This window comes from Pseudomonas sp. GW823-FHT02C02, assembly GCF_058797635.1.
In genome coordinates this window covers 33,557-54,038 of sequence record NZ_JBXAJV010000024.1, presented here as the reverse complement: position 1 = coordinate 54,038, position 20,482 = coordinate 33,557, and the positions used below count along the sequence as shown (strand labels likewise).

Below are 20,482 nucleotides of genomic sequence, written 5' to 3'. Positions count from 1 at the left end.
GGGTGTCAGCGCATGCCGCAGCACTGCACGAGGAACAAGGGATGTTCGCGCCGGCCAATCAAACTCACTTTGCCCTGACCATCGAAGGTCTTTCCAGCGACTTCCAGGTCTTTTCCCTGCAAGGTCGGGAAGCCATCAGCCAGCCTTTTGTGTTTGAGGTGGAGCTGGTCAGTGAACAGCCGTCCCTGGACCTCGAGACCCTGCTGCACAAACCGGCCTTTTTACAGCTCTCGCCTGACGGCAGCGGCATCCATGGCCTGATCTATCGCGCCGCCCAGGGTGATTCCGGCAAACGCCTGACCCGCTACGCGGTGACCCTGCGCCCGCAACTGTCCTACCTCGCGCACCGCATCAACCAACGCATCTTCCAGAACCTCAGCGTGCCGAAAATCATCGGCATGGTCCTTGAAGAACACGGCATCCAAAGCAATGCCTATGAATTCAAAGTCGGGGCGATCTATCCCGAGCGCATTTATTGCGTTCAGTACGATGAATCGGACCTGCAGTTCATCCAGCGCCTGTGCGAGGAAGAAGGTATCCACTACCACTTCCAGCACAGCGCCACGGCCCACAAACTGGTGTTCGGCGATGACCAGACGGTGTTCCCGAAACTCGCACCCGTGGCCTACCAGCAAGACTCCGGCATGGTCGCCAACAACCCGGTAATCAAGCGCTTCGACCTGCGCCTGGAAACCCGCACCAGCCGCACCACCCGCCGCGACTACGACTTCGAAAAACCGCGCCTCACCCTCGAAAGCGAAAACCGCGGCGACGCCCTGCCCGACCTCGAAGACTACGACTACCCCGGTCGCTTCATCGACCGCGATCGCGGCAAACACCTGGCCAAGCGCAACCTGGAACGCCACCGCAGCGACTTCCAGCTGGCCGAAGGCAAAAGCGATCAGCCGTTGCTGGTCAGCGGCCATTTCCTGGCCCTGACCCAACACCCGAAAGCCAAATGGAACGACCTTTGGCTGCTGACCGAAGTCCTGCACGAAGGCAAACAGCCGCAAGTGCTGGAAGAGTCGGTGACCAGCGACACCACCCGCCTCAAGGGCGATTTCCACCAGGGTTACCGCAACCGCTTCCAGGCCACCCCGTGGGACGTGCCGAACCGTCCGCCGCTGACGCAAAAGAAACCGCGCATCCTCGGCAGCCAGAGCGCCGTGGTCACCGGGCCCAAGGGTGAAGAGATCCACTGCGACCAGTACGGCCGAGTCAAAGTGCAATTCCACTGGGACCGCGAAGGCCAGGCCGACGACAAGACCAGCTGCTGGCTGCGCGTCTCCTCCGCCTGGGCCGGCGCCCACTACGGCGGCATCGCCATCCCGCGGATCGGCATGGAAGTGCTCGTCACCTTCCTCGAAGGCGACCCCGACCAACCACTGATCAGCGGCTGCCTGTACCACAAGGAAAACGTCGTCCCCTACCCGCTGCCGGCGAACAAAACCCGCAGCACTTTCAAAACCCTCAGTTCCAAGGGCGGTGGCGGCTTCAACGAACTGCGCATCGAAGACAAAAAAGGCCAGGAACAAATCTTCCTCCACGCCCAGCGCGACTGGGACGAAAACGTCGAACACGACCAGAAAATCCGCGTCGGCAACGAACGCCACGACACCGTCGAGCAAAACAGCTACAGCGAATTCAAGGCCGAAGAACACCACACCGTCTACGCCGACCGCAAAGTCGAAGCCCGGGCGAACGACCACCTGACCGTGGGCGTGAACCAGCACATCAAGATTGGTACCGGGCAATTCATCGACGCGGGCCAGGAGATTCACCTGAGCAGCGGCATGAAAGTCGTGCTTGAAGCGGGCAGTGAGTTGACGCTGATCGGGGGTGGCAGCTTTATCAAGATCGATGCTGGCGGCGTGACCATGAGCGGGCCGGTGATCAACATGAACTCCGGGGGTGGGCCGGGAAGCGGGACGGGGGCGGCGCCGTTGTTGCCGGGGGTGTTGAAGCAGGCGGATGCGGATAAGGCGGGGCAGGTCGTTGCGCCTTCCCTGGCTTCGTATAAAGCGCAAGCAAAAACGGGAGTGCTACTACCTATCCCTTCGTGCCACCTAGATGCTTCCGGCCATTGCCCCATTCACCAGCCGGGTAAATCAGCATGATCGATTCTATTCCTTCGCCGTTCGAACGACCTCCGTCCCTGGGCACCCTGTGTCTGATTCTGGATGGCAGCTTTGATGCGGATTTGCTGGCGCGTCTGTTTCAAGGTGACGAACAATCTCGCCCTCGGTGTATTCCACTGTTCCTCAATACGCCATATGCCGAACTTCAACCTGCTGGACCTTACGTTGTCGTGTGCCCTGCAAAAGGCGAATCAACGGCGTATGCCAGTGCCCTGCTGGAGCAGTCCGATGCCGGCTGTGTGGCCTGGCTAAGCAACGAGCACGACCTGGACAACGGGGTTGAACATTGGCGAAGTCTGCTCACTGTGCGCACCGACGACGCGCCGCAACAGATGATGCGGTTTTTCGATCCTCGATGGTTAGAGCCCTTGCTGCGCAGCCTTAATGAAACTGAGCGCAACCAGTTTATTGGGCCATTCACCAGTATGGCCTGGCGTAACGAAATGGGCTGGCGGTACTACGCCAGGGCGCCCCAGAGCCCAGCGGCCGCACTGCAACCTCCCGCTTGGCTGTACCTGAATCAGGATCGCGAAGAGTTGATCGAGCAAGGTCGATTGAAGGTCATTGCAGCACGCTTTGCCGAAGACTATCGCGAAGTGTTGCCTGCCCAAGACACTGTCGAGTTTGTACATCGTCAATTGCTGGCAGGACAACAAGCGGGCTACCAACAAATGGCAGATCAGGAGCGCTGGCTACGCCTCGCCATAAGCCGTGGAGATTCCTTTTGGGCGAATGGCCCGGATGCGGAACTTTTGGCTCGTAACGACGTGGCGCTGGGTGAAAAATTGACTCAGCTGGAAAGCCTCTGAATCACAAGGACGATGAGTAATGAGCAACACCTATACCGTCAAAAGCGGCGATATCCTCGGCAATATTGCCAGCGCAAACAAATGCTCTGTGGCGGATCTACGGGCACTTAACCCCATTATTACCGACCCCAACCACATCAAAGCCGGTTGGGTGTTGCAGCTACCAGCCACTAAAGTGTTGCCGCCGCCCAAGCATGCGGACAACCAGAGCACCACCAGTGTCAAGGGCGAAGCTCAATGCAAGGACGAACTGGTGGACGTGGTGCATATCACCGGTGAAGACACTTTTTATATTCTGACGGAAAAAGAGTCGAAAGCACTCAAAACACAGACTGACCTCGTCCAGAAACTCATGGACGAGCTGCACCAGAACCTGGCCAAAGCCACCGAAGCGAGTAAATGCACCAAGGCATCAAATCCTCAGACCTGTTGCGCCTGCTCGCGATGTGTCAAAGACGCCTGGAACGTCAAGGCTGAAGATGCCGGGTTGGTACAGCGCTCAGAGCCACCGCCGGAAAAAAAAGCGACCGCCACCATAACTCGTAAAGAAGACTTGCAGGGACAGTTGGCAACGGTGCAGCAGGCACGTGACTGGTACCAGCGGTATGAGCCCAAGGCAACATTTGAAGGCAATTATCTGGAGAGTAACTGGAAACAGCTGCAAGCCAAAAAAGTACTCGAACTGAACGCCGAGATTGAATCCCTGCGAACCAAGATCGCAGCGCAAGGAAAGGCCGAAGCCGGCGACAGTTCCACCAGCGCCAACAGCGCTGCGCCGGACATCAAGCATGGCAAGGGAAAAGCCACCGAAAGCCAAAAGGGTCGACAAGTAAAAACGGGCATTACCGTTATCGAAGTCATCTCGTTCAGCGACCCAAGTCGCCGGCACTACATACCGATGAGTTACCGGGAACAACTTGACTGGAAAGTGAAGGTCAGCACGAAGGTAATGCAGGGCAAGCCACTCGATAAAAACCTGGCTAAAGAGCTGTTCAAGGACATCAAGTCCGCCGTCAATGAAAGCCGAAAAACCAGCCCCCTGGGTAGTCTGGAAGCCAAGTTTACGAGCTGGACGAGCAAAGACGACAACCTGCTTAATGCCCTGCACAAAGAATGCTCCTGGACTTCCAATCAGGCAGACTCCGCGAAATACGCCGTCTCCGCCGAAGCTCACGCCTTCCGTTTCGCCGCCACCGCCAGCGCCGGCATCAACAGCTGGGAGCCCGGTAAAGGCAACATCGAAGTGGGCGTGAAAGGCAGTGCAGCGATCTCGCTGGCGGAAGGCTCTGTTGCGCTCAAGAGTTTCTTCCCCGATCAGGGCGGTTACGTGGTGCGGATGCCTTACCGCAATGCCGAAGGCAAAGAAGTGGTGAGTGACATCGGCATTTTCCGTCTCGACGGAAAAGTGGAGCTATCGTGTTTCGCCGGGGCGACAGCCCAAGGTCAGGCTGGCGTCAAAGCGCAATATAAACCCAAAGAAGTTGAAGCGTCGGGGGCTACAGCGTTGCTCAGCACACCGAGCATGGCGGTGGATAAAAAGCGCGGAGGCAGCGTTGGTTTGAAGGGCACCGCCTTCGCCGGTGTACAAGGTGGCGGCACAGTGACCGGAACGTTGAAGTGGCTTGATCCGGCCAAGCAAGGGGGCGGCAAAATTGTCGCGGGACAGGCGAATGATAGTGGCAGTACAGACTGGGCGAGTCTAGTTGAGGTCAAGGCTGAAGGCAATGTGGCGCTTGGCATTGGAGCGGGTTTTGATTTCGGTATTGAGATCAATGCAGATCGCTTGGCAATCAACTGCAAGGCCAGCCTGGTATTTGGTCCGGGTGCCGGCGGTGGATTTGGTACAGCAGTAGATTTGGAACAGGTAGGGAATCTTGCATTTATTTTTTGCAGTGCATTGTCGAAAGCAGACTTTCATTATCAGCTGGCAGTGACGGAAGAAGCGTTTAGCTACATGGCCAAGGGGTTATTTCATGTTGCAACACATCCGGGGGAAGCAGCTGGAAAAGCTTTCGTAGAAGGTTTCGATAGCATGGAACGTTGGTGGCTGAGACGAAAGGCTACAAAGGAAGAAGCTCAAAACCTTGCGACATATTTGCTTAGTAATCAATTCGTCAATGTTAATGGTAAAAAAATCCCACTCCAAATGATGCCGCCAGAAACCCTTGGCCCCATGCTTTATTTATTAACGGAGAGCTTTGTTGAAAGCTGGGCGGAGAATCAGGAAAAAGCTGTTGTCTTGTTGCTGTCACATTTGCGAAGTTGGCGTCACTTCATCGAGGTGTTGGAGCACTGTTCTAAAAATGGCAGCAAAGTAAACGCAATACATAGTTTAGACCGTCTAAATGCTCTTCTAGACGGAAGCGAACAACGAGAATTCAACCGTTTTATCGGTTCGTTAGCAATAAGTACCAATTCATCCGCTCAACCTAAGGGAATGCTGGCTTGGACACCAGGTTTACCGTGGCGCAAAGAAAATGTTTTAGTAGCTGCTCGACGTAGTAACTTATTTGACGGATTAGCTTAAAGACAGACGACCAGTAGGGGCACCCTTGGTGCCCCCTACTCCGGATACTATAAAGACTTATCCGATTGTATAGCACAACGAAAACTGGTTCCTGGATAGTTAGCATCTTTTGATGGGGCATCAGCCCAGCGCCGAACAACTGGAGCTGCAGCTATAGGTCCCTCAGGATAATTTGACCCACGCCGGACCCTCTGAGTACCAAGTTCAGGACCCCGTGGATTCTCCAATGGAGAATGCTGATAATAATCCTTCCCGTACCAGTCGCTAACCCAATCTGTAGCATTTCCAGACATATTATATATACCTAGCGGATTGGGAGTAAAACTATCAACCGCATATGTATTTCCTGTACTTTTAGCTGGAAAATTACGTCCAAAGTTTAAACTACCATTATCAGTGGGATACAGTACATGCTGACCACGACTACGCGCCGCATACTCCCATTGCGCCTCTGTCGGCAAATCAACTGGATACCCACTTAACCGGCCAATCCAAAGACAATAATCTTTTGCTTCTTGCCAACTTTTGGTGGGCGCTGGAAGATCAGGCGCATATAGATACTTTAAGTCTTCGCGCTCTCGATCTTCAGCATCAAACAATGGTTGTCCCATCGCGGCAAAATACAAGTCAAAATCAATCAACCTAGTCTGAAACTTAGAAAAATAGTAGCTACTTAGCTTGACTGGATGTACAAAATCATCATTCCCATCTCTGCTAATGTTACAAAGCTGCTTGGGGTCTTGCCCGCAGGGCCAGGTACACACATCCTTTTCATCATATTCACAAATCCAGCCAAAGTCCCCCATATCAAACTGTCCACCCTCGACAAACACCATATTGTCGATGGACTGCACGACGGTGTTGAGCACCTTCCCGCGCAGTTCGCTGGAAAGATGAGGGTAAGTCTTCGCAATGGTGGCAGCGATGGTGGAGACTTTCTCTGGTGCAAGACTCTTGCTGGTAGGCAAAGGACCGGATTCCGCCTCGCAACCGACTAAAAACATCATGGCTGGCAGGGCAAGTACGAGCTGACGTAGCACTGGAAATATCCTTATAAAATGCAACAGAGACCGAACATTAACATCCCCTGCCCGCACAACAAAGTCCCGCACAAAGCCTTTCAATATCTCGGTATTTACCAGGCTGTTTCATCGACCGAGAGCGCGGCAAACACCTGGCCAAGCGCAACCTGGAACGCCACCGCAGCGACTTCCAGCTGGCCGAAGGCAAAAGCGATCAGCCGTTGCTGGTCAGCGGCCATTTCCTGGCCCTGACCCAACACCCGAAAGCCAAATGGAACGACCTTTGGCTGCAGACCGAAGTCCTGCACGAAGGCAAACAGCCGCAGGTGCTGGAAGAATCGGTCACCAGCGACACCACCAGCCTCAAGGGGCGATTTCCACCAGGGTTATCGCAACCGCTTTCCAGGCCACCCCATCGGACGTGCCGAACCGTCCGCCGCTGACGCAAAAGAAACCGCGCATCCTCGGCAGCCAAAGCGCCGTGGTCACCGGGCCCAAGGGTGAAGAGATCCACTGCGATCAGTACGGCCGCGTCAAAGTGCAATTCCACTGGGACCGCGAAGGCCAGGCTGACGACAAGACCAGCTGCTGGCTGCGCGTCTTTTTTAGTTTTTGAAGCCGTTGTTCGAATGAAAGCATTTGTAAATCTTTGGTTTTTATATCGTATTCTTTTCAATGCGGTTAAGCGTGCCGGGTTCACCGTAATCGAATTCTCGGACCAGCGCATTTTTCGGTTATTGGTCGTTGACTGTCGAAGGCCATGGAGCAACCTATCTGATCGTCAATGAAGGACGCAATGGTTGGATGATTTGTTATCGAGCTAGTGCGGCGGGAACAATTACAGAGCTGGACAAGAGAGAATCGGCTTGGATGGACGATACCGATAAGCCAGCCCAATGTCTGACTTGGCTCTCTGACTTTCCGTAACCACAAAACGCCAAGATCCCGAAAAATCAGGAAAGTTAGACAGTCACCACTCGCAGTACATCTACCCTATAAATCAAACAAGCAGGGCCTCTCATGAATAAACACCAGATCAGTCTTTCAAACGGCTGGATTGCAGAGTTCGAGAATCAGGGGGAATTTCGCATGTCAGCTGAAGGCTGGAATCTGGTTCTGCAGGGACCGGATCAGCGAAAAATCCAGTACTTCAGAGACAAGATCATTGTCGTCAACGATGACGATGGTGCTCAGGCGAAAACATGCATTCGACTCTCAAACGATGGTGTTTTCGGCTATTTGAGCACTGGGCTGGATCAAGGATGGGTGATTGACTTTGCGCGAGGTATGATCGCTCCGCACAGGGTAAGCATCTCCCACAGCCATGACGGATACGATGAAAGCATCTCGATGTACGAACAACCAGCCTTCAAACGTGCACGCGAGTATATAAGTGTTAAAGGCAAGTACATTTATCTGACCTTCCCCCTCACTAAAGATGAAGATTTCCCTAAGGTATGGGAGGAATATCTGCGGATTCGGAAACGGCAACTGGATGAGCTTTACTTCAGGAATTGATCCGGGTGTACTTGCTCAACCCTATCGACCCGTGCTTCAGTAATCCCCAAAGCTCTATTGTCTTCAAAAAAAACGGGCAATTTTGAGATCACCCGTTTTTCATCCATTCACCACCAACAAACTCTCCCCAACCTCACACTTAACAACCACCCAATTCCTATAAAGCCGCTCATTCCCCAACACCTCACTCCCCTGCCCTTTACTCCGCACCTCCCGCCAAATCTCATTCCCCCGAAACACCCGCCCACCCTCGCGCAAAAACCGATGCCCAACCTGATAAATGTGATACCAACCCCCCCCGCACCCGATCACACAACAATTCCCCTTCCAACTGCTGCTCGCCCACGTTCAACTTCAACTGAAAATGCCGCTCCGTCGGGTATGCAGTACCAGATCAACGTAATTATAAAAAATCGCCGCCCCTAAACCGAATGGCAGTACCCGACCGTCAACAGGAAACCGATCGAAGCTGTGGTTTGACCGCTCCACCACTAAAAGCGGCGACTGAATGGCTACCAAATGACAGGTCCATACCTTCGACGTAACCGCGTTTGCGGGTCAGTCGGCCGACCGGGCGGCAGAGGGAAAAGTATTCACCCGACGCGATGACTATGCCGTAATTGATGACACGGCCTGTTTGAGGTTGATGACTTTGTTGTGTTGCAGCGCAAAATATCGGAGTTGCCGAGTTTACGGGTCAGCTTGGAGGTGTGTTTGAGGTAGCGAAACGGCAAGCAGGATTCGGCGTTGATGTATTGCTGCAGGTGCGTATCGCACCCGGGAGGTGTTCGCCCAGTGTAATGGCCTCGGCAATCCATGCACTGGTAAAGAGCCTTGCCACTGGGCGAACGGGAAGTATTTTAATGGAAGTTGGCGAAGTTGTCCGCATACATAATCATGAAATTTATCGATACAACATTAATTAAATGTCATCTTAAATATTATTTGTACGACAACAAAAACTCACCAGTTCGACCATTAAAACTGATTGTTCTTATACAAAAAAACTGTACGAGAACAATCAATATATAGAGCTAATACTCAACTTCAGTGTTTGCTGGTCACTGTGAGGATATCGGTGTAGGTCACGACGACACTCTGTCCAACTTTCAGGTCTTTCAATTTTGCTTGAACTTCGGGCCGGACAACGTCGATGGTCTTGGACTGGCCAGCAGGATTTTCAAAGGTCAGCTGGTTTTTCTTCAAGTCGATTTTGGTGATTTTCAGCTGAACCTGCACCTGACGGTAGGCTTCGCCGCCCGGGTTGTCGCTGCCGGGGGCGGCACGGACTTCGCCTGTGCGCTCGACAGTGCCTGGCAAGCCTTTGTCGACATCGGTGTCGAGGTGGGCGGCGACGGAACTGGTGACCTTGATGTCGACTTGATCGCCGACTTTCAGATTACCGAGGTTTTTCGCCTTATCGGTCAGCTGTACATGAACCTGACGACCTTCCGGCCCTTCCAGGACAACCCGGTGATTAGCCGCGTCGACCGAGACGACTTTGGTGGTGACTTGATCCGCTTCCACAACGGCAGACAGCGGAATATCCGCAGCCATGGCGCCAAGGCTGGCGGCAGACAGCAAGGTAGCGAGGGTGATGGCTTTCGTCAGTGCGTGGAGTTTCATAAGCATACTTTCCCTGTGATTGGGTGGCAGCAGACGGCTCTGGCCCGAGGGTCAGCGCCGACTGTGCAACTCAGCATAGACGCAGTTCAGGGATTTTTTGCAGTTTCTTGCGCGGTGGATTCACCGCTTTGCGTGCCCTTGCCGCTTTCCTTGCGCCGGGTCGGATCGGTGGGGCGCAGGGCATCGTTGTCGCGTTCGACTTCGCCGGGTGGTCGCGGTTCGTCAGGGTGTTCGGCGGTGTCGGGGGATTGGGGTTTCATGGTGGTTCTCCTCAGGCTTCGGGATCATCGACTTCTTGTGCAACGTTCACCGCGGGCGAGTCTTTGTGGGATTGCTCGGCCTTGGCCTTGAAGGTCTGCCACTGTTCCAGGTCAATGGCGCCCTGCCCCAGCAAGTCGTCGGCCACCCGCAGCAGTTCGCTGTAGTGGGCGTCGGGGGATTGCTGCCAGTAGGCCTTGTCTTCGAACAGGCGCTGCCAGGCATCGAGGTCAGGTGGCTTGAGGTCTTCGCTCATGACGGGCTCCATTGAATGGGCTTGTTAACTTAGGAGGCCGTCGCCGAACCGAGAGTTCCGACTCAATACCCGGTCATTTCCAGATAACCCGTGCCGCCGTTGAATTGCACGGGGCCTTCCCAGTAAGGAATGCGCAAATCCATCCAGGCGTTGGGATTGAGGGCGGTGATGGAGATGTCGAGGTGTTTGGCCGGGATTTTGATCGCCCAGCGCACCGGCATTTCACGCCCGGCGACTTTGGCGGTGTCTTGCGGTGTGAGGCTGATGTCCGAGGCGTGCAATGACTGAGCCTGGCCTTGAGCATCGATCCACGTGCCTGTGAGGTAAGGCGCGCCGTCCTTTTGCCGCATGCGATAAAGCATGACCTGTTCGCCGCTGTCCAGGTGCAGCGAAAACCAGTCCCATCCTGTCTGGTTCGCAGTCAGTGGCTGACTGCTCCACTCGCGATCGAGCCAGGCCGGACCGCTGACCTGATACGTCTTGCCGTCGATTTCCAGCGCGCCGCTGGCCTGGAAAAACGGTTGGCTGTAGTAATACGACGCCTGCCCTTGTTCGGATTTCTGACTGAAACCCTTGTCACCCTGAAGCACCAGCGGGCGGGTGGACGTTAGCCGCAGTTGGTAGCTGAAGCCCTTGTCCCGCGCGCTGAGTTGCAGGTCCGCCAAGGCATCGGCCCCCTGACTGCTGAAGCGCCAATCGTCGATCCAGGCATTGAACGGTGCGAGACTCACCCCCGCCTGACCCACGCCACCACGGGCGTAACGTTCGGCCGCGTGATGGGCCGTTGCCGACGTCACGGCTGCGTGCCCCAGCCAAATGGTCTGATTGCCCCAACCCGACTGCTCCGGGACAGCTTTCAACGCGCTGCGAAACAACGTCCATTGCACGCCGAACTCGCGGCCCTGATCGTCCTTGAGATTGGCAGTGACGTACCACCATTCGATGCGAAAGCCATCGTGAGGACCGTGATCTGCCGGGAAGCTGAATTCTCGCCCGGGCACTACCGGTGTGAATACGGAGGCGTCACCACCCAGACCTGCGAAGCCTTTCTCGTCAGGCGCGGGGTTGTCGCAGCCGCTCAACAAAACCAATAGCAACACGCCGACCTTAATCCTCATGCGCGAACGTCCTCAGCAGGTCTGCCGGTTGTGTGCGGTACAGCGAATACAGCGGCCACGCCGACGCCAGTAACGTTGCGAGCAACGCCAGCCCCATCAATTGCAGCAGCTGCAACGGAAACACCCGCAACGGCAATCGCCAGCCAAACGCTTGCACGTTGATCACCGTGTCCAGGCACCACGCCAACGCGATCCCCAACGGCAATGCCAGCACCAGCGTCAGCACCGCCAGCAGCCAGGTTTGTCCGAGGTTGAGCAGCATCAATTGCCGGCGCGTCACGCCCAGCGCCCACAGCGGCGCGAGTTGGCCGAGGCGGCTCTGGCTCTGCGTCAGCAGGCTGATGAACAACGCCACACCGGCGACGGCCAGGGTCAGGCTGTTGAGCGCGGCGGTGGCGGCGAAGGTGCGTTCAAACACCTGCGTGGACCAGCCCTTGAGGCGCGCCTGATCGACGATACGACTGTCGTCCAGGGTAAAACGGCTTTGCAGCGTTTTGAGGAATGGCGCAATCAACGCGGGCTCGATGCGCAGGTTGAAACGATTGGGCGTGAGCTGCGGCCACCCGCGCAGCAAATGGTTGGCGTTCACCAGAAGGTGCCCCTTGGGATTGCCGTAGTCGGCGTAAATCCCGACGATCCGAGGTGACCACGGGCCGCCCGGTGTGGGGATGGTCAAATGATCGCCGAGCCGCACCTTCAACCGGCGGGCCAGTTGTTCGCTGAGCATCAGCGCATCGTCCTTGGCCAAGCGGTCCCAGGGATTGTCGCCCAAGGCTTCCAGCAGCGGCCAATGCTGGCGATAGGTCGGGTGATCGATCACGCCGAAGATATCCGCCGGCCAGCCTTGCAGCTGGATCGATACCTGCCAGTTGGGCAGCACGGCAGTCAATGAAGGTTGCTGTTTGAGCCAGCTGTGCAGCTCTCGGGACTGGGCCGGGTTTTGCGGATTGACGTAAAGCTCGGCGGTCAGGCGTTGTTCGAGCCAGTCGTTGAAGGTCTGGCGAAAACCGGCGGTCATACTGCCGGCACCGATGTTCGCCGCCAGCGCCAACAGCAGCGCCATCAGCGCCAGGCTCAGCGCCGGCAGTTGCTGACGGCAGTCGGCGAGAAACCATTGGCCGAGCACCGAATGACTGCGGCTCAGTGCCAGGTTCAAGACCAGATTCAGCACCACCGGCAAGGCCAGTGCGGCCCCGATCAGCAGAGCTGCCATCAGCACAAAACCACTGGCCAGGCTGTCCCCCCGGAACAAGGCGATAAGCGTGATGACAACGGCCAGTGCCGCGACCCAACCCTGACGCCGTAACCAGCGCGCGTGAGCCTGATGCCAGGCTTGCGGGTCGGCCAGGGCCAGCAACGGCAGGCGCGCCGCCCGCAGCAGACTGTTGGCCCCGGCCAGCAGCGCACCCAGCAGGCTCAAGCCCACCCCGCTGAACCACCACCACGGACTGAGGCTCAACTGCCCCGCCACTTCGGCGCCGTACAAACCGCGCAGGCTGGCGGCCACGTCCGGCAACAATACGCTGGCCAGCAGGTAGCCGCTGGCGACGCCGGCAATACCGCCGATCATCGCCAGTGCTCCGAGTTCAACCACCAGACAGGTGATCAACATTCGGGCGCTGACCCCACAGGCGCGCAGGGTTCTGAGCAAGCCTCGACGTTGCTCCAGCGCCAGCCCGATTGCGGCGTGAACGATGAACAGGCCGACCACGAAGGACAGAAAACCCAAGGCATCGAGGTTCAAGTGAAAGCTTTCCGTCAGCCGCGAGAGATTGTTTTCTTCACCGCTGGTTTTGAGCTGCAACTGGCCTTTGTATTGATCGGGCAGTGCGGCGCTGAAATCCTTGGGCAACAACAGGCGCGACAGTTGCTCCGGCAGGCCGAGAATCTGCTGGGCGAAGCCGATGTCCACCAGCAACATGCCGGGGGCCATATCGGTTTGGACGTGCAGCGGTGGCAGAATCTCGCCATTAGAGTTCACTGGCTGTTCACCTTCGTACAGACCCAACGTCTGCAAGGTCTGCGGCGAGATCCAGGTGCGGCCCGGCGGGGTGAAAAATTCGACAATCTGCTCGATCGCCAACGACCGCCCCGCCACCGCCGAGCCGGCCGGCAACGACACCGGTTCGATGCCCATCAGCTGCAGACGTTGTTCCTCATGGCCCTTGAGCGTCACCCGCCCTTGCAGCACGGGCGAGACCGGCCAGCCCGCGCGACGCAGGTCGACAAACACTTGCTGGGAAAAGGTCGCGCCACTGGGCGCACTGAGGCTGGCCTGCGGTTCACCGCCGATCAACTGACTGGCTCGCGCATAACTTTCACGTGCCTGGCTGTTCAGCGCCTCTACACCGGTCAGCAGGCTGGTGGCGAGCCAGAGCCCGGTCAGCACACTGAAAAATTGCACCGGGTGCTGCCACCAATGGCTGAGCAACGCCCGCAGCGTTTCGCGAAAGACGCGCACCTCAGTGTTCGCCCGCGCCAGCCAGACGGCCGCGATGCAGCACCACTTTCTCCGCCAGCCGTGCGGCAACGCGATGACTATGCGTGACCATCAACAAGGTGGTCGGACTGTCGTCGAGCAATTCCAGCAACAACTTCAACACTTCATCGCTGGTGGCTTCATCGAGGCTGCCGGTGGGCTCGTCGGCCAGCAACAATTTGGGCTTCGACGCCAGGGCGCGGCCCAAAGCGACTCGCTGCTGTTGCCCACCGGAGAGCTGCTCCGGGTAACGCCGCAGCAAATCACTCAAGCCCAGCCGCTGCACCAGGTGCGCCTGCCAGCCCGGATCATGCCGCCCGGCCAGGCGTGCCTGAAAAGCCAGATTGTCCTCGACCCGCAAGCTGCCGATCAGGTTGAACTGCTGGAACACCAGGCCGATTTCAGTCCGTCGCCAGTTCGCCAGCTGCCCTTCGTTCATCTGGTCCAGCCGATGCTCGCCGCTTTGAATGCTGCCGCGATCGACCTTGTCGAGGCCGGCGATCAAGTGCAGCAAGGTGCTCTTGCCACTGCCCGACTCACCCATCAGCGCCAGGCTGCTGCCGGGTTTCAATGTCAGGTCGACACCTTGCAGCACCGGCAAAGGACCTTGCGGAGTGGCGTAGCTTTTAAAGACGCCTTGGACCTGAAGCATGAAGGGAGGCTCGCTGAAGTCAGAGCGCCTAGGATAGCCGAGAGTACATCCGAAAACTTCTCTCTGATCTGGCTGACGCCATCGCGAGCAGGCTCACTCCCACAGGGGACTTTTGAACGACAGACACCCCTGCAGGAGCGAGCTGCTCGCGATGAGGCCGGATCAGTCAACCAAAAACCTCACTGCCCCACCGCAACATTTGTAGGCGCCTGCGAAGGCGTCACAATGCTGTTCAGATCAATATACTTCCACTCAGGCTTCGCCCCCAGCCGCGCATTGAAGCGATAGTTGAACGTAAAGTCGTCCGCCGTCGGCACACTCAACGGCTTGCCATAAACCGCCTCGATCCCCGCCAGGTCATAGCCCATCAACTGCAACAATGTCGGGAAGATGTTGTAGTGACTCGACCGATCCTTGTTTGCGGCCAGCGCTTTCTGCCAATCCAGCGTGCGCAACTGATCCCCTTGAATCACCACCAGCGGCACCAAGCCCTCCTCCGCCACCGGATCACCGCCGCAGTGCAAATTCAACCCGGGATTGCCCCGTTCATGCAGGTCCTGCCCATGGTCCGAGGTGTAGATCAGCAGCGCATTGCTCATGTCTGCCTGGGCAAACACCCGTGAGAAAAACTCTCCGACGTTCCACAGCAAGGTGTTCTTGTAGGCGTTGCGGTAGAGCACCCAATCATCCGGCTGACCGTTGAAACCATCGCGCTTGCCGGTGTCCGCGATCTCGACAAACTGGCCCCGAGGCAATGTCGGACGATAGGCCATGAACGCATCCGGGTACTTGTCATGCACCGGAAAATGCGCGCCCACCTTGTTGATCACCACCAGCTCGGGCTTGCCGTCGTTGAGCAGGTCGATCAGTTTCGCCGCGGCCGCCATGTCGCGATCACGCACGCTGGCCTGGTCGAATTGCACAAACTCGTCGATGTCTTTTTTCTCGGCGTCGTTCATCAGGTTCTGCAAGTTGCCCCCGGTGCGCTGGGCATCGATGTAGACGGTGCGCAGGCCGGCCTTCTTCGCGTACTGCCAGATCGACGGCATCGTGCTGTTGATGCGCATGTAGTCGGCGCGGGTGCCGCCGTACCGTAGGGTGATGTTGGTGTCGGCGCTGCAATTGGCAATGGACGCGGCGTAACCGTAATTGAAGATCGCGACGCCCGGGCGCGGTTCCTTGAGGTTGCTGTGCACACCGAACGGGGCGTTGATGTCCAGGTAGTTGCCGGAAATGCTTTCGTCGATGATCAGAACGATGTCGTGCCCCGGCGGCACGTCGTTGCGCGCCAGGCTCACAGGCTCGCGTGGGCCGACGGTGTTGTGCAGGGCTTCATAGGTGAACAGGTTCAAGTAGGCCAGCGGCGTGTACATGATCGGCAGGCCACGGGCGCCTTCGCCGGCTCGCACGAACAACACCGCACTGAGCAGCAGCACTCCGAGCACCGGCGCCGCCACCAGCAACGCACCGGGCAGCGGCATTCGCCGACGCGGTTTGAGCCCGATACCGAACAACAGCAGCAAGCCGCCGACCACCCCGCTGATGATCGCGTCGCGGTACTGGTACGCCGCCTCCTGAATGAACCCGCCGGAATACACCAGCGACACGAAGCTGCTGTAGGTCAGGTAGTCGGCCGTGACGCGGGTATAGACATCGAAAAACACGGCGGACACAAACATCATCAGAGCAAATAGATGACGGATCAGCGTCTGGCGAATGTACGCGGTCATGAACAGCGCCACGGTCAGCCCGATAAACATCCCGCCAAACAGCAGCACCGGCAAACTCATTCCCAACGCGCTCAGGCGCTCCAGGTAATAGTCGTAATTTTTGAATAAGTAGAGAACTAAGAGCAGTTCTTTGAGATATCGAATCATAGTATTTCCGATGCTCGCGGCCGTCCGTTGGCCAATAGATTGTCAGCCATTTTTTGACACTAGCACCGGGCCATCAAAGCGCAAGAAATGTCGGGTTTTTACACAAAGCGTCAAAAAAACGTTGACTCAAATCTGACACACCTGACCGGCTACAACCCTTGTGCTTCAAGCCCTACGACCGTTTATCGTTTTCTTCGAAATGTGAAAAACCCGTCAAAACCGCGGCAAATCCAGCAGTGGCAAGCACTTGATGGCAAAACGCCCCAAAAATGGGGCTGTTATAGCTGCGCAACATGTCATTTTGCTGACACGTTTTCCCAACGCTGGGCTATACCCCTTTTGACAGTCTTATTTCAGTTCTTTCAACCGTCTTACGAGGCACGCCAATATGGACGTGAGCGTATTTGGTACGGGCTACGTCGGCCTGATACAAGCAGCGGCACTGGCCGATGTCGGACATCGTGTCTTATGTGTCGACATCGATCCCAACAAGATCAAGCAATTGCAACAGGCCGTGCCGCCGATCAGCGAACCGGGGTTATCCGGCACGCTGGAAGAGAACATCAAGGCCGGCCGTTTGCTGTTCACGACCCAGGCCAGCGACGCGGTCGAACACGCCGAGCTGATTTTCATCGCCGTCGGCACGCCCGCCGATGAAGACGGGTCGGCCGACCTCAGTCACGTACTGAATGTGGCCCGCCAGATCGCCAGTTACATGGAGGCCGATCGCACCCTGATCATCAAGTCCACCGTGCCGGTCGGCACCGCGGACCAGGTGGCCGCCACCGCCCAAGAAGAACTGCTTCGTCGCGGCAAGAGCACCCTCAATGTGCGGGTGGTCTCCAACCCCGAGTTTCTCAAGGAAGGCAGCGCCCTCGCCGATTGCATGCGCCCGGACCGGATCATCGTCGGCACCGACGACGAGGAAGCCCGCGGCCAGCTCAGCGAGCTCTATGCGCCGTTCTGCCGCAACCATGAAAAGCTCATGTTCATGGACAACCGCAGTGCCGAGCTGACCAAATACGCGGCCAACGCGATGCTCGCCACGCGCATCAGCTTCATGAACGAACTGGCGAACCTCACCGAGCTGCTGGGGGCCGATATCGAAGCGGTTCGCAAAGGCATCGGTTCGGACCCACGCATCGGTTACCACTTCATCTACCCAGGTTGCGGTTTCGGAGGCTCGTGCTTCCCCAAGGATCTGCGCGCCCTGCTGCATACCGCCGAACACAACGGCATGCCGCTGCGCTTGCTGCGTAGCGTCACCGACGTCAACGACAGCCAACGCCACATTCTTTTCAGCAAACTGAAAGCACAATTCCCCGATGGGCTGGCCGGCAAATCCATCGCGATCTGGGGCCTGGCGTTCAAGCCCAACACCGATGACATGCGCGAAGCCCCCAGCCGTTACCTGATGGATGCGTTATGGGCTGAAGGCGCGAGCGTGCAGGCCTATGACCCGGAAGCCATGTCCGAATGCCGACGCATCTACGGCTACCGCAATGACCTGCACCTGTGCGCCACCCGCGACGACACGCTGGAGGACGCCGACGCCTTGGTGATCTGCACCGAGTGGAAAAACTTCCGCGTGGTCGACTTTGAATTGCTGGCAAGCAAACTGCGTTCGCGGGTGATCGTCGACGGTCGCAACCTCTACAACCCGGAACAGGTGGCGGCCGCCGGTTTGCACTACAGCGGCATCGGCCTGCGGCACATCGTTCCCGAGGCGCCGCGGCCATGAAGATTCTCGTCACCGGAGCGGCCGGTTTCATTGGTGCCCATTGCGTGTTGCGGTTGATCCGTGACGGGCACCAGGTGGTCGGCCTCGACAATTTCAATGATTACTACGACCCGCAACTCAAACACGACCGCGTGAATTGGGTGCAGGAGCAGGTTGGCGCTTTCCAGCTCGCGACGGTTGACCTGGCCGACGGTCCTGCCATTGAGGCCCTGTTTGTCCGTGAAAAGCCCGAGGTGGTGATTCATCTCGCGGCCCAGGCCGGGGTGCGTTACTCCCTGGAGAACCCACGGGCTTACCTCGACAGCAATTTGAGCGGGTTCCTCAACATTCTCGAAAGCTGCCGCAACCACCCGGTCAAGCACCTGGTCTACGCCTCGTCCAGTTCGGTGTATGGCGCGAACCAGCACACGCCTTACTCGGTGAAGGACGGCGTCAACCATCCGCTGTCGCTGTACGCCGCGACCAAGAAAGCCAACGAGCTGATGGCCCACAGCTACAGCCACCTGTTCGGCATTCCCTGCACCGGCCTGCGTTTTTTCACCGTGTACGGGCCCTGGGGTCGGCCGGACATGTCGCCGATCCAGTTCGCCCGGGCGATTGCCGAAGGGCAGCCACTGAAGTTGTTCAACTACGGCGAACACCAGCGCGATTTCACCTACATCGACGACATCATCGAGAGCATCACACGCCTGATCGACCGTCCACCGCAAGCCAACGCCGAATGGGACCGTGAACAACCGGACCCGGCCAGCAGCATGGCGCCGTGGCGGATCTTCAACATCGGCGGCCAGCACCCGGTGGAACTCAAGGATTACCTGGCGCTGCTGGAAAAACACCTTGGACAAAAAGCCCTCGTCGAGTTGCTGCCACTGCAGCCGGGCGACGTGCTCAACACCTGCGCCGATGCCAGCGACCTGGCTCGGGCAACCGGATTTCAGCCTTGTATCGAGCTGGATGAAGGACTCGGGCGCTTCATCGCCTGGTTCCGCGATTACTACCCACTGCCTATCGCCCACGCGCCGCTAGCGGCTGAACTTCAGCGGAGGATTCTATGACTGGACATGAAAAAACGGTGCCGATGCAACAGATGCGCCGAGACAAGCGCCTGGACCCGGAGCACCGAATGCGCCTCGACACCGCGATCCATATGCAGGGTCGTGGCTGGATGACCGGCCGTGACGGCGGTCGCCCCTGGACGCTGTCGCGCACCAATCGCGTGGTCGCCTGCCTCGGTGCGTTGGTGATTCTGCTGCTGATCTCGCCCATCTTGTTGGGCCTGGCACTGGCGATCAAATTCAGCAGCCCGGGACCGGTGATGTTCGTGCAGAAACGCACGGGCTACCGCGGTCGCATGTTCGGCATGTACAAGTTCCGCACCATGGTGGCCAACGCCGAGGAGCTCAAAGAATCCCTGCGTCACCTGAACAAGCACGGAGCCGACGCGATCGATTTCAAGATCGACAAGGACCCGCGCATCACCGGCATCGGTGGTTTCCTGCGGCGCAGCAGCCTGGATGAGCTGCCGAACCTGATCAATGTGGTGATGGGCGACATGCGCCTGGTGGGCCCGCGGCCGACCTCGTTCAACGCCTACCGCTACAAGGACAATCACCTTGCACGCCTGAGCATCTACCCCGGCATGACCGGCCTGTGGCAGATCTCCGGGCGCAGCAACATCGACTTCGACCAGCGCGTTGAGTTGGACCTCAGCTATATCGCCGAGCAGAGCCTGTTGCTTGATCTGAAGATCCTGTTGAAAACCCCCTTCAAAGTATTCAGCGGCCACGGAGCGAGTTAAATGGACGGTTCATCAGCCAAAAGCCTAAGCATTGCCAACCCGAGCGAGTCCAACCTGACCTCGACCGTGCTCGATCAAGATCTGCGGATCCTATTTCTGACCGCCGCCAACCCCGGCGCCGGCACCACCACCAGTGCCCTGGCGCTGGCCAGTCAGCTGGCGAAAATGAGCAGCGGCGAAGTGTTGCTGGTCGATGCCAGTCAGTCATCGACCAACCTCACGCAACAGATGGGGCTGACCAAGGAGCGCGGTTTTCGCGACCTGCTGTTCAACACCCAGAGCCCGCCCCTGCTGCAGGACTGCGTGGTGAACGTCTCCAGCCTGCCCTTCCACATCCTGCCCAACGGCCGGTATGTGCGTGGCACCGAGCACCTGACCCCTGAACGCCTGGGCCCGTTGCTCGATCAGCTCGGCAGTCAGTATCGCTTTGTGGTGATCGACGGCGACGCGGTGTATTCCGCCGCCGACACCATGATCATCAGTACCCAGGTGGACGGCGTGATCATGGTCGTGCGCTCCGAAGACACGCGCTGGGAAGTAGCCCAGGCGGCGGTTCAGCGCTTGACCCAGGCCGGCGCGAAACTGGTCGGCAGCGTCTTCAACCGGCGCAAGTACTACATGCCGAAATGGCTCTACAAAAACCTGTGAGCAATCAGAAAAGGA

General features: G+C 57.6%; 16 protein-coding genes and 2 pseudogenes. 9 read left to right on the top strand and 9 right to left on the bottom strand.

The annotated features are described in order from the left end of the window. The first annotated feature begins 41 nt into the window (after positions 1-41). The 3 genes from AC1ROI_RS30735 to AC1ROI_RS30725 are packed head-to-tail and all read left to right on the top strand — an operon-like array spanning position 42 to position 5,474. On the top strand, positions 42-2,117 hold the full coding sequence (locus tag AC1ROI_RS30735) for a type VI secretion system Vgr family protein (RefSeq protein ID WP_102668197.1): 2,076 nt from the start codon (positions 42-44) through the stop codon (positions 2,115-2,117). Continuing rightward, complete coding sequence (locus AC1ROI_RS30730) at positions 2,114-2,947, top strand: DUF4123 domain-containing protein (RefSeq protein WP_102595870.1); 834 nt, start codon at positions 2,114-2,116, stop codon at positions 2,945-2,947. Before AC1ROI_RS30735 ends, AC1ROI_RS30730 begins: the two co-directional genes overlap by 4 nt. Positions 2,948-2,966: 19 nt before the next feature. After that, complete coding sequence (locus AC1ROI_RS30725; RefSeq protein WP_102595871.1) at positions 2,967-5,474, top strand: LysM peptidoglycan-binding domain-containing protein; 2,508 nt, start codon at positions 2,967-2,969, stop codon at positions 5,472-5,474. 47 nt (positions 5,475-5,521) lie between these two features. Here the strand turns inward: AC1ROI_RS30725 and AC1ROI_RS30720 are convergent, their stop codons facing one another. Beyond that, a complete protein-coding gene (locus tag AC1ROI_RS30720; protein ID WP_256580190.1) occupies positions 5,522-6,514 on the bottom strand; it encodes a formylglycine-generating enzyme family protein in 993 nt (330 codons plus the stop codon). A 98-nt stretch (positions 6,515-6,612) separates the two neighbouring features. On the opposite strand from AC1ROI_RS30720, the pseudogene tssI reads away from it, so the two are divergent. Further along, a pseudogene (gene tssI, locus AC1ROI_RS30715) lies at positions 6,613-7,097 on the top strand (type VI secretion system tip protein TssI/VgrG); the annotation flags it as partial. Positions 7,098-7,516: 419 nt separating this feature from the next. Then, positions 7,517-8,014: a hypothetical protein gene (locus AC1ROI_RS30710; protein ID WP_027921338.1), complete on the top strand. Its 498-nt coding sequence runs from the start codon at positions 7,517-7,519 to the stop codon at positions 8,012-8,014. A 99-nt stretch (positions 8,015-8,113) separates the two neighbouring features. Here AC1ROI_RS30710 and AC1ROI_RS30705 read toward each other — a convergent pair. From AC1ROI_RS30705 to AC1ROI_RS30670, 8 genes and pseudogenes are all read right to left on the bottom strand, one after another. After that, positions 8,114-8,748, bottom strand: a pseudogene (locus AC1ROI_RS30705) (VanW family protein); the annotation flags it as partial. A gap of 313 nt (positions 8,749-9,061) precedes the next feature. After that, positions 9,062-9,640: a hypothetical protein gene (locus AC1ROI_RS30700; RefSeq protein WP_102594865.1), complete on the bottom strand. Its 579-nt coding sequence runs from the start codon at positions 9,638-9,640 to the stop codon at positions 9,062-9,064. Positions 9,641-9,726: 86 nt separating this feature from the next. Next, on the bottom strand, positions 9,727-9,900 hold the full coding sequence (locus tag AC1ROI_RS30695; RefSeq protein WP_010455603.1) for a hypothetical protein: 174 nt from the start codon (positions 9,898-9,900) through the stop codon (positions 9,727-9,729). An 11-nt stretch (positions 9,901-9,911) separates the two neighbouring features. Beyond that, positions 9,912-10,154: a hypothetical protein gene (locus AC1ROI_RS30690; RefSeq protein WP_102594866.1), complete on the bottom strand. Its 243-nt coding sequence runs from the start codon at positions 10,152-10,154 to the stop codon at positions 9,912-9,914. A gap of 62 nt (positions 10,155-10,216) precedes the next feature. Then, positions 10,217-11,272, bottom strand: a complete 1,056-nt coding sequence (locus tag AC1ROI_RS30685) for a lipocalin-like domain-containing protein (RefSeq protein WP_102594867.1) — start codon at positions 11,270-11,272, stop codon at positions 10,217-10,219. Continuing rightward, entirely contained in the window at positions 11,262-13,733 is a 2,472-nt protein-coding gene (locus tag AC1ROI_RS30680) for an ABC transporter permease (protein WP_102594868.1), read from the bottom strand. Before AC1ROI_RS30680 ends, AC1ROI_RS30685 begins: the two co-directional genes overlap by 11 nt. Position 13,734: 1 nt before the next feature. Continuing rightward, on the bottom strand, positions 13,735-14,403 hold the full coding sequence (locus AC1ROI_RS30675; RefSeq protein WP_102594869.1) for an ABC transporter ATP-binding protein: 669 nt from the start codon (positions 14,401-14,403) through the stop codon (positions 13,735-13,737). A 179-nt stretch (positions 14,404-14,582) separates the two neighbouring features. Then, positions 14,583-16,280 carry a sulfatase-like hydrolase/transferase gene (locus tag AC1ROI_RS30670; RefSeq protein ID WP_102594870.1) on the bottom strand — a complete coding sequence of 566 codons (1,698 nt, stop codon included), beginning with the start codon at positions 16,278-16,280 and terminating at the stop codon, positions 14,583-14,585. Between the two features lie 388 nt (positions 16,281-16,668). Between AC1ROI_RS30670 and AC1ROI_RS30665 the strand changes: the two genes are divergently transcribed. The 4 genes from AC1ROI_RS30665 to AC1ROI_RS30650 are packed head-to-tail and all read left to right on the top strand — an operon-like array spanning position 16,669 to position 20,467. After that, on the top strand, positions 16,669-18,021 hold the full coding sequence (locus AC1ROI_RS30665; protein WP_102594871.1) for a UDP-glucose dehydrogenase family protein: 1,353 nt from the start codon (positions 16,669-16,671) through the stop codon (positions 18,019-18,021). Next, on the top strand, positions 18,018-19,076 hold the full coding sequence (locus tag AC1ROI_RS30660) for an NAD-dependent epimerase (RefSeq protein WP_102594872.1): 1,059 nt from the start codon (positions 18,018-18,020) through the stop codon (positions 19,074-19,076). The genes AC1ROI_RS30665 and AC1ROI_RS30660 overlap by 4 nt, the downstream gene beginning before the upstream one ends. Continuing rightward, positions 19,073-19,819, top strand: coding sequence for a sugar transferase (locus AC1ROI_RS30655; RefSeq protein WP_010455619.1), 747 nt, complete (start codon positions 19,073-19,075; stop codon positions 19,817-19,819). The genes AC1ROI_RS30660 and AC1ROI_RS30655 overlap by 4 nt, the downstream gene beginning before the upstream one ends. After that, on the top strand, positions 19,820-20,467 hold the full coding sequence (locus AC1ROI_RS30650) for a CpsD/CapB family tyrosine-protein kinase (protein WP_010455621.1): 648 nt from the start codon (positions 19,820-19,822) through the stop codon (positions 20,465-20,467). The last annotated feature ends 15 nt before the right edge of the window (positions 20,468-20,482 follow it).